This window comes from Bradyrhizobium sp. (genome assembly GCF_019242285.1).
Taxonomy (GTDB): domain Bacteria; phylum Pseudomonadota; class Alphaproteobacteria; order Rhizobiales; family Xanthobacteraceae; genus Bradyrhizobium.
Genome location: NZ_JAFAVV010000452.1, coordinates 1 through 9,979 on the forward strand (window position 1 = coordinate 1; position 9,979 = coordinate 9,979).

Annotated in this window: 9 protein-coding genes; 3 read left to right on the top strand and 6 right to left on the bottom strand. The window is 64.9% G+C overall.

Translation table 11 applies throughout. The annotated features are described in order from the left end of the window. Window positions 1-741 precede the first annotated feature (741 nt). Together JOY90_RS17775 and JOY90_RS17780 are read left to right on the top strand one after the other, a co-directional pair. Window positions 742-1,680 (top strand): DMT family transporter, encoded by a 939-nt coding sequence (locus tag JOY90_RS17775; protein ID WP_291692425.1) that lies wholly within the window; start codon window positions 742-744, stop codon window positions 1,678-1,680. Window positions 1,681-1,896: 216 nt separating this feature from the next. Then, window positions 1,897-2,358 (top strand): DsrE family protein, encoded by a 462-nt coding sequence (locus JOY90_RS17780; RefSeq protein ID WP_291692426.1) that lies wholly within the window; start codon window positions 1,897-1,899, stop codon window positions 2,356-2,358. Here JOY90_RS17780 and JOY90_RS17785 read toward each other — a convergent pair. The 4 genes from JOY90_RS17785 to JOY90_RS17800 form a co-directional block, all read right to left on the bottom strand. Further along, window positions 2,343-3,782 (bottom strand): hypothetical protein, encoded by a 1,440-nt coding sequence (locus tag JOY90_RS17785; RefSeq protein ID WP_291692427.1) that lies wholly within the window; start codon window positions 3,780-3,782, stop codon window positions 2,343-2,345. The two genes, JOY90_RS17780 and JOY90_RS17785, sit on opposite strands and share 16 nt — an antisense overlap. Continuing rightward, window positions 3,779-4,765 (bottom strand): TAXI family TRAP transporter solute-binding subunit, encoded by a 987-nt coding sequence (locus tag JOY90_RS17790; protein WP_291692428.1) that lies wholly within the window; start codon window positions 4,763-4,765, stop codon window positions 3,779-3,781. Before JOY90_RS17790 ends, JOY90_RS17785 begins: the two co-directional genes overlap by 4 nt. A gap of 332 nt (window positions 4,766-5,097) precedes the next feature. Further along, the gene (locus JOY90_RS17795; RefSeq protein ID WP_291692429.1) at window positions 5,098-5,514 is read right to left on the bottom strand and encodes a hypothetical protein; all 417 of its coding nucleotides are present in this window, start codon (window positions 5,512-5,514) and stop codon (window positions 5,098-5,100) included. A gap of 290 nt (window positions 5,515-5,804) precedes the next feature. Further along, window positions 5,805-6,968 (bottom strand): hypothetical protein, encoded by a 1,164-nt coding sequence (locus tag JOY90_RS17800; RefSeq protein WP_291692430.1) that lies wholly within the window; start codon window positions 6,966-6,968, stop codon window positions 5,805-5,807. Between the two features lie 354 nt (window positions 6,969-7,322). Between JOY90_RS17800 and JOY90_RS17805 the strand changes: the two genes are divergently transcribed. Next, window positions 7,323-7,889 (top strand): LuxR C-terminal-related transcriptional regulator, encoded by a 567-nt coding sequence (locus JOY90_RS17805; protein ID WP_291692431.1) that lies wholly within the window; start codon window positions 7,323-7,325, stop codon window positions 7,887-7,889. 255 nt (window positions 7,890-8,144) lie between these two features. On the opposite strand, the gene JOY90_RS17810 is transcribed toward JOY90_RS17805, so the two are convergent. Together JOY90_RS17810 and JOY90_RS17815 are read right to left on the bottom strand one after the other, a co-directional pair. Further along, entirely contained in the window at window positions 8,145-8,393 is a 249-nt protein-coding gene (locus JOY90_RS17810) for a hypothetical protein (protein WP_291692432.1), read from the bottom strand. Window positions 8,394-8,542: 149 nt separating this feature from the next. Next, a partial coding sequence (locus JOY90_RS17815) for a hybrid sensor histidine kinase/response regulator (RefSeq protein WP_291692433.1) occupies window positions 8,543-9,979 on the bottom strand: 1,437 nt, incomplete at its 5' end.

Below are 9,979 nucleotides of genomic sequence, written 5' to 3' on the forward strand. Positions count from 1 at the left end.
CTTTGCTCCGTGATTTCGTGCGTACAAGACGATCAAAGCTTGCACAATCTGAGATATATATGGAGGCTGGATGTGCCGCCAGATCGAAATTGGGCACGCTTCGAATTTGCACCAGGGTTGCTCCGGCTCGTTTCTTAGTGAGTTCGCTTTAACCGAAAATAAATTATCAAATTAATTCAATTATTTAGCCCCGCTGGTCCTCTCCGCCCAAATTCCCCTCTTGCTATTTTTCCGAAATGGTGCCATATATCCCCCGTCCCGCCTTCATCAGAGGGGCGCTTCGCGGTCGTCACGGACGTGGGAGGCGGGATGCGATGGACGTGGCCGTGCTGCGAGACGAGCGGCATGACGCGGACGGCGAAGACGCGTGGTCCTGGCGCCGCGACGCTGGCGTCAAGCTCTTTGTGATGCTCCGCATCACAGGGGTGACGGGGGCAAGACAGCCCGTTCCCCGGGGAGAGCGCGGCATAAGCCGTTAAAACCATTGCGCAGGGAAGGCCGGTTGCTCCGGTTCGTACCTGTGGTGACTGCCGCCTGCGTTTCTTGTTGCAGGCGGGCCATGGGTACGGCGGGTACCCGGTCTTCCCTGCGCCCTCTTCTTCCGAGGGACAGCAATTCCGAGCAAAACCCCGGGCGCCATGCGCCGCGGGAATGCGATGGTGCGCGCCCGCGCGCTTGACCGGCCGCGACGTGGCGGCAAGAAGCGAGTCCCCGACAGCCGCGATCAGCGAGTTTCTTCCCATGACCCCATCGGCCGGCGACATCACCAAGGCTGACGGCACGCCGCGTTCCATGCAAGGCGTGGCCGGCGCGGTCGCGCTGCTCGGCTTCATCCTGGTCGCGACCGCCCAGGCCTCCAACCCGATCCTGGCGCGCTGGCTCGCCGGATCGGTGCCGCCGTTCGCGCTCGCCTTCGTCCGCTGGTCGATCATCGCGCTCGCGCTGGCGCCCTTTGCCTTGGCCGAGAGCCGCCAGCAGCGGATTCCGCTGCGACAGAATTGGTGGCTCATTCTCGCCGCCGGCTTCTGCGGCATGTTTCTGTGCGGCGGCCCGGTCTATGCGGCGGGCGTCTCCACCACCGCGATCCACATTGCGCTGATCATGGCGCTGTCGCCGATCACGGTGCTGGTCGTCTCGCGCCTGTTCGGCCTCGAGCGGATCGGGCCGCTGCAACTCCTCGGCATGGCGCTCGCGCTCGCGGGCGCGCTGCTGATCATCTCGGGCGGCAATCCGCGCGTGCTGTTCGACCTCGAGGGCACATCGGGCGACCGGCTGGCGCTGCTCGCGATGCTCGGCTGGTCCGGCTACACGCTGTTGCAGATCCGCGCGGCGCCGCGCGCATCGGCGCTGGCCCGCGTCAGCCTGTTCGCCGCAGCCGGCGCGTTGTGGTCCTTGCCGCTGGCGGCGATCGAGACGTGGGACAGTCCCGCGCAGGTGTTCAGCGCCAAGGCCGCAGCGGCCTATGTCTTCGCGGGCCTCGTGCCCGGCGTGCTCGCCTATGTCGGTTTCGCGGTGCTCGCCGCACGCTTCGGCTCGGTGCGGGCGTCGCTCGCGCTCTATGTCGGGCCGGTGGCGAGCGCAATCCTGTCGTTCGTGATCCTCGGCGAGCCGCCGACCCTGATCCAGGACTTGGGCGGCGCGCTGATTCTCATCGGCGTCTGGGCGAGCCTGCGGAAGTGAGACGATGCACACACCCAGCGGACCGCATCGCCTGACGATGGCGCGCATCGGAAACCATGCCGGAATGACATGCCGCCCGTCATACGCTCATACCTTCGGACCAATTGTCGCGCCGATTTTATGCTTGGCGGCTAACCTCGCGGGCGGCGCTTCGTTGACGGGCCTGCCGTTTTCCTCAATGCTCCCCGCCGTCTCGGTGATTTCAAGGAGTGTGTAATGCGTATCTGGTTTTGTTGGACCGCCGTTTCAGCCTGCCTCGCGCTTTCCGCCGCCTCGCCGGCCCTGACCAAGGAAGCCGTCAAACAGCCGCATCGTCTGGTGGTGCAGGTCGATCAGAACGATCCCGCGGTGATGAATCTCGCGCTCAACAACGTCACCAACGTCATCGAATATTATCGCGCCAAGGGCGAGGAGGTGGACATCGACGTCGTCACCTATGGGCCCGGGCTCAACATGCTGCGCGCCGACACCTCGCCGGTGCAGGACCGCCTCAAGCGGCTGAAGGACATGGCCTTCCCGAGCAAGGTGCAGCTCTCCGCCTGCGGCAACACCAAGGAGGGCATGGAGAAGAAGGAGGGCCATCCGATCGAGATCATGTCGGAGGCCGTGGTGGTGCCGTCGGGTGTGGTGCGGCTGATGGAGCTGCAGGAAAAGGGCTGGAGCTACCTCCGGCCGTGATGACGGTAGGCGTAATAGCGCCCGCGGTGGGAGCGATGTGAATCCTTGGCGTCGTTTTCCGTCGATGCCTTCGCCATCGCCTGCTCGCCGCAGGCCTTGTCGAGCCGGGTGCGCACGGCGTCGAGGCCGGACAGCACGAAGGTCGCATCATGATGGCCGCCATCGCGGTCGGTGACGCTGATCTTGAGCTGGCCGCCATCGGGCAGCGACTTCAGGAAGTCGCCGGCGAGATCGGTGGAGGTCGCGGTCCTGGCGTCGGCCGACAGCTTCCACTTCTGCGCCATGACGGGCTGGTCGTCGACCTGGGTCGAGACCGCGAGCCCGTCGCGCGGTGCCGTCCAGGCCCCGCTCGCGCGGACCGAAAGCGCGGTGTGGCCGCCGTGGCAGCGGATCGTCAGGCTGCCCGGGCCGTCCGGCGCCGCGGGGGTGGGACGGATCGTGGCCGTCAGCAGCGGGCTGTAGTCGATCGGCGAGGAGATCTCGCTCACGACCCAGGCCTGCTCCGCCGGCTTGGCCGGCGCGGCGACGACCGTCTTGGCCGGCTCGGTCTTGCTCACCTCGGTCTTGGGCGCGTCAATCTTGGGCGCGTCGGTCTTCGATGGTTCGGTCCTGGCCGACTCGGTCTTGGTCGTCTCGGTCTTTGGGGCTTCGGTCTTGGTTGCTTCGGTCTTGGGCGCGTCCGTCTTGGGCGCTTCGTCCGCGGCCGTCACCTTCGCCGCCTGCTCCGCGCTTTCCGGCGCGGCGGCGATCATGGGCCTCTCGTCGCTCACGGGGGGATCGGCCTGCAACGTCGCCGCTGCGGGCTGTGGCGCAGCCACTGGCTGTGGCGGCGGGGCCGCCGCAGGGGCGGGTTGCGGGGCAGCGACCGCGACGGTTGGCTGCGCCACAGCAACCGTTGGCGTATCGGGTGCCGGCGCCTTGTCGGCCGGGCTGCTTGTGGCGGGCGGTTCGACGGATGCCGTGCTGCTGACCGGCGTAGCGTCCTGCTTGGCCACGGCCTCGGCCTTGGTGGTCTCCTGCTGCGCCGGCGCGGGGGCGTCGCTCGCGGTCGCCGAGATTGCCGGTGCGGGGTTGTCGTTCGGAGGCGTGGCGTTGGCGGTGTTGTTCTTGACCGGGCTGTCCTTGCCCGCCGGCGATATGGCGGCGGTGGTCGCCGCAGGCCCTGGCGCGGCCCCGTTCTCCGCCGCCGGGCCAGCCGGTGCCGCGGTCAGCGCCCGCTCCAGGCAATCGAGCTGCTCGGAGCTGGCCTTCTTGACGCAGATGAGCCGTTGCGTCGGATCGGTCGTCTTGGAGCAGCTCTCTTCCGCGAGCCGGGCCGCCTCGACGCAGGCGTCCAGCCCCTTGACGGCTTCCCCGGCGGATTGGGCATGTCCCGCGCCGCCGGCGACGAGCAGCACGAGAGCGGCGAGCGGGATGGATTTCATGGCAGGGCGCTTTGCTTGTTGTTGGCTTTTCGATCGAGCCAGGCCTGCGCCGCCGGGAAGCGTTCCAGGCCGGGCACTTGGGTGGTGAGATTGACGTCCTTCCACTTCGGGTCGAAGCCTGGAGCCTTCAGCTTGTCGACCCGGCTGAACAACTCGTCGATTAGCCGGGCAACGCGGCGATAGCGTGGCGAGCCCTCCGGCCAGTTGAAGGCGGCGAGGATGGTCGGCACGGCAATCGTGGACACGCGCTCGCCGTTCCTGATCAGGTTGGGATAGTCGGCGGAACTCAGGGCGGAGGCGAGATAATAGTCCTCGAATTTCGGGCCGAATTCGACGGGCAGAAACTTGAAGCCGTCGTCCCATTTGCCCTTGGCGAAGGCGTCGACCGGCTTCGAGGTCACGAACACCACCGCGGCGATCTCGCCGCGCTTCATCTGCTCGAGCGCCACGGGGTGCGGAATGAACGTCTTGTCGACGTCGATGCCGAGCCGGCTGAAGATCAGCGGACCGGAATAGGCGGCGGCGGTGCCTTGCGTGTTGAAGTTGACCTTCTTGCCCGCGAGCTCGGCCAGCGTGTGGATCTCCGGCCGCACGAAGACGTGCAACTCGGAGGGGAACAGGCTCAGGACATAAGTGATGCGCTTCTGGATCTGCGGCACCTGCGACTTGTATTCCTCGAGTGAGTCGCTGTTGATGATCGCCGCATCGATGCCGCGGAGATACAGGAGGTCGTTGACGTTCTCGGTGGGGCCGCGCGTCACCACCGGAAGCACGTGCATGTCGCTGCCGTCATTGACCACGCGGGCGATCTCGGTCGCGAAATGGATCGGAGCGCCTTCGAGCAGGCCGCCGGCCAGGCCGACGGTCCAGGCATTGGTCCGGTTTCGGATGTCGGTTTCGTTCGGGCCGAGCGACGAGGAATTGTTTTGGGCGGCGCGCGGCTGCGCGACGCTCGAACTAGCCAGAATGAATGCACCCAGCATAAAGAAGAGAACTCTCGCGACGCAACGCATCACTACTCCTACTCATACAACTACTCACACAACGAACGTTCCGCGGTGCGCTGTCCTGCAACGTCGGCAAGTTGCAATCGACGATGTTTGCAGGCTCGAAATTCATGGTTGCTTCCGCGGTAATCAACTGCCTTCGACGAAGCCGATCTTGCTACGAGTTCAAATGCGAGGCCAGCACTAATGAGAGCCGCCGGATGATCTTGGCTGATGCGCGCGGGTATTCCGCTGCGGCGGCGCGTCCCGCATTCGTTCAAGGCGAGATTGCACCGTGCGCCGGAACCAACCCAGGAACGAAAGCCGCGCTACTGCGCCCTCTCATGGTTGGCGATGCCGATCGGCTTGTAGTCGTAGGTCGGATAGAACTCGGTGTGATAGGCGCCCCACGCCGCCGTCTCGAAGATGCGGTTGACCTCGCGCAGCCGCGATGCGGGCAGGCGCAGCGTCACCACTTGTCCGACGCCCATCATCACGTACCAGCTCACGACCTCGACACCCGGCGGCGGAAACGCCTTGTAGAAGCCCTGCCGCTCGAGCTGCGCGTTGAGCTCGCCGAGCGGCCGCGACTGATCATGCTTCAAGAACACCGTGATCATCACCGCGTTGTCGGGCGTCGGTGTCGCAGCGTCGCTCGGCGCCGTCTGCGCCCCGATGTCGGAGTTGAAGATGATCATTGAACCCAGAATCGCCGAGGTCGTCAGCAGCCGTTTCACGCGTCCCATCGCCGTCACCCTTCGTTGCGCGCCTGCTCGCAGGCAAGGGAGCGTAGACGGCGTCTGCGACATCGGTAAGGGGCATTCGCCGCCGGCCGTCTCTGCTCCGCTCAATGTGAAGCGGGTCACACACCACTGGCGTGACAAGCGCTATCGAAGCGCTGGATGGGCTCCTCGAGGAGCAAAGGCTGAAACCATGTCGACGCGGCGGATGGCTTATTGGTGGTTCAGGTTCGTGATTTCGGGCCGCTTCCTGGCGACCTTCCTCGACGTGCAGCCGGCCGCCGGGCGCGGCGATCTCAAGCGGCGGTGATGAGCTTCCTGCAGAAGGAGGCGCCGTCGCTGATGGCGTCGCGCGTCCGCCATGCGAGATAGGTCAGCTTTCCGGACAGCGAGTTGTAGCCGCGCAGCCGGCGCGATCCCAGGACATGACCGACATCGTCGGGAAAGCGCTTGATCTCGTCCTCGATCAGGGTCGAGATCGATTCCATCAGCGCGTGCAACCGCGCGCCCCATTCGGATTCATCCAGCCGATTGATACGCACCCGCAGCGCATATTCGGTGTCGTAGATGTCGCTCACGAGCGCCTTCGCCACCACCACGCGGTTGTGCTTGAGCGCGACGCGCAACGCCGCCCGCCGGTCCTCCAGCCGGTCGAGCACCATCGAGACCGAGACCGCATAGGGCGTGACGGCGACATCGGCCGCATTCTTGCTGGACGACGCCTTGGTGGCCAAGCGCATGATCTGCCACGGCGGCTTCAGCAGGTTTGCGACCAGGGTGATGGCGAACGGCACCGCATCCGGGTCGTTCTTGCGCAGTTTGTCCAGACGCTCGGAGACCTTCTGCGCCAGCTGATCGTCGAACCTGACGATCCGCTTGGGCAGCACGTTGCTGAACTTGGCGAGGGCCTCGCGTGAGCGCAGCACGCACTGCATCTTCACCAGGTCGTCGAAGGCCGATGGCGCGGCGGTGTAGGTTGCGAGCCTGAGACGTGTCTGCCCCGCGGTCTCGGCGGAGCCGATCGTGCTCTCGAGATATTTCTCGACCTTGGTCTGGAAGATGGACGCCGCCTGCGTCGCCTCCTTGTGCTTGTCGGCCGCGATCAGGTCCTTCATCTGCGCGTTGAAGTCGCGCGCCATGGTCGGCAACAAATCGCGGCAGATCCATTCCCAGATCGGCGCGAGCGAGCCGCGTGGAAGCCGGCCGCAACTGGTGTGCGTTGGCGCACCGTCGAAAAGAAATGGCTCCAGCGGCGTGAAGAAGTAGCGCGACGGCGATTGGGTACGGTTCTGGGTCGAGCCGTCCTTGCGGAACTCCGCCCGCAGCCTGGCCTGGATTTCCGTGGAGCCCGGCATGTCGACGCCGCCGAGCTCCAGCCGTTCGAGTTCGGTGAGGAGACAACTGCGCGTCAGCGGCGACAGGCGCTGCAGAAATTCCCCTATCCGATCGACCTGCGCCATTGAGACTGGTTCTTCCGCGATCTGTCCTGGAGCAAACGGCTCCTGATTCAGCAGGGAACCACCGCTCAAGGAACCATGAAACGGTTCGCGGCAGATTAAGAACAGCGGCGGCTGCAGGATCGCCGGCAATGCGGCCCGGACGGATTTCCAGATAGGAGTAGAGGGACCGGGTAATCCTTCTCAACCACTGCGAGAGAAGATTGACTTTGTTGCAATCTAGGGCTGTAGATCACAGTCATTTTCGGCAAACCGGTCGAATCTCCCGTAGTCCTACGGTGCAAAACATTAACCAGCAGACAGCTTCGTGTCCGTTAAATGCCGGACATGGGGCAGCAAAGCAACGGGATTGCGGATTTGAATTGTTCGAACCTCGATCAGGACAATGCGAGCGCCGGGGCTGAAATGGCGCGCGCCTCGACCGCGCAACGCCGCATGACGGACGATTCGGGCGTTACGATCGTGCACCAGCTCAACGGACCGCTCACCGCGTTGCTGCTGTATATCGGCGAGCTCAAGCATCACAGTCATCAGTTCGCGCAGACGCCTCAGGAGCGCGACTATCTGCAGAAGGTGGTCGAGTGTGCGCTCGAGCAAACCGAGCGGGTGTGCGACCTCGTCAAGCAGCTCGGTGGCGCGAACGGCAGGCCGGCGGCGCCCGTTGCGGCCGGATCGGACGAACGGCCTTCCCGTCGGGCCATGCGCGTCGTGCCGTCGTCGGAGAGTGGCCAACGGCGGCTGACCAGGCGCGAGCGCGAGGTTCTCAATTTGATCAGCGAGGGATGCTCGAACAAGGAAGGCGCGTTGCGAATGCAGATCAGCCCGCGCACCTTCGAAAGCCACCGTGCCGAGGCGATGCGAAAACTCGGCGCGCGCAATACCGCCGATCTGGTGCGTGCAGCGTTGCTCAATCCGCAGGGTTAGTTAGTCCACGTCATCCGCCCTGCGGAGAGGCGCCCGAAGCCAGGTCTCCGGCCGACTTAGCCAGCATGAGCCGCGGCCAACCGCAAGTCGCGCGTCGAGGTGAAGTTCCGTGAAGGCAGCCTTGACGCTCCCGCGACGATCGGCGGCCTCTCTCAACGAGTTCGCCGCAGGCGAGATTGCGCGAGCGTCCAGTCGGCCTGGACGTCGGCGCCAGCCAGCGATCGCATCATGGGAGCAAGCGAGCGCAGACGGCGCTCAGTAGTAGTCTTCCGCGAATGGACGAACCCGGGGCGTCGGCCGCAGGGCAATGGGCTTGGTCTTCGGCGGGCTTGGAATGATGGTGATCATCCAGCGCGGCGGAATGCTGGATTCTTTTTCCTGGACCGATCGAACGAGGCCCGTGATCGTGGAATCGCCGGACTTGACGGTCGCGGTCCGGCCGTTGAACTGCGCGATGCGGAAACGCCGGACTTCCTTCTGGTCGGCGGTTTCGAAGGTAAACATGAAGCTCTCCTGTGCTTTCCGCAACTATCGTCGTTCAACCTTAGCCGTGTGTGAAAATCGAACGCCGTAGAAGTACGGCAGCGCCGTCGGCGCTTGCCGAACTCATCTCGCGACAGGTTACCGTGCGAACCTTCGAGCCGGAGCTCTGACTAACGGTGCAGCTCCCGGACGTCCTGCTCGCGTGCGGCGAGATAGGCGGCATCGATGCCGTCGAGCAGCTCGCGGTAATCGCTCTCGCTCATCCGGATGGCGCCCTGCTCCAGCCGATATGCCAATCCCGACAGCCGGCGGTAGCCGAACGTCCCTGCGGCACTCTTCAACGAATGCGCCTCCCGCTGGATTTTCGTGCGGTCCGCTTCCATGGAGAGCTGGCGCAGCAGCGTCAGGCGTGTGTCGGTTTCGCCGATGAACACCGTCCGGATCTCGGATGCGGCCTGCTCGCCGATCTCGTTGGCCAGTTCGCCGAATGTCGACGGCTCGAACGCCGGTTCTTCGTCCTCGGCAGCAGGCGACACCGCCGCCAGCGGCGGCGCCGGCGGGTTCGGCAGACCCTTGCCGGCATTGGCGGGCGCCGGCAGCACGCGCAGGATGGCTTCGACCACCGCCTTCTTGCGCGCCGGCTTGACGACGAAATCGTTCATGCCTGCGTCGAGGCAGGCCTTGACATCCTCGGGAAACGCATTGGCGGTGAAAGCGATGATCGGCATCGTCGACAGCCTCTCGTGGCGCGCGCGAATGATGCGCGTCGCCTGGAAGCCGTCCATTTCCGGCATCCGCACGTCCATCAGGATCAGATCGTAGTTGAAGCGATTGGCCGCCGTGATCGCTTCGGCACCGTCGCAGGCGGTGTCGGTCTGGACGTCGAAATCCTTCAGCAACTTGGTGGCGACCAGGCGGTTGGTCGGATTGTCGTCGACCACCAGCACCCGCAGGGGCCGTCCGAACGTCTTGATGTGGTTTGCGAGCTTGGCGTAGACGGTCTCCTCGTTCTGCTCGGGTTGCACGACGGCCTCAGCGACAGGCAGTGTCAGGCGGAAGCTGAACGTCGAGCCCTCGCCCAGCTTCGATGTCACCTTGATGCCGCCCCCCATCTGCTCGACAAGGCGCTTGCAGATCGCAAGTCCGAGCCCGCTGCCGCCGAAGCGGCGGCTGATCGAGTTGTCGGCCTGGACGAAATCGGCGAACAGCGAGCCGATCCTGTCCTGGGCGATTCCCATTCCGCTGTCGGCGACGGACCATTCGATGGTTGCCTGGTGCTCGTCGCGCCAGACGCAGCGTGCCGAGATCGCGACTTCGCCGGCCGAGGTGAACTTGACGGCGTTTGAGACGAGGTTGAGCAGCACCTGGCGGATGCGTCCGGCGTCACCGATCAGGGCGGCAGGGAGCGTCGCGTCGGGTACGCTGCGCATCGTCAGGTTCTTGGCCGAGGCGCGCGGGCCGATGATGCTCAGCGTGTTGTTGACGAGCGCTTCCGCCGAGAATGCGATCTCCTCCAGCGACAACTGGCCCGATTCGAGCTTGGAGAAATCCAGGATGTCGTTGAGGAGTTCCAGCAGGCTGTCGCCGGCATCGTGGATCGCGAGCAC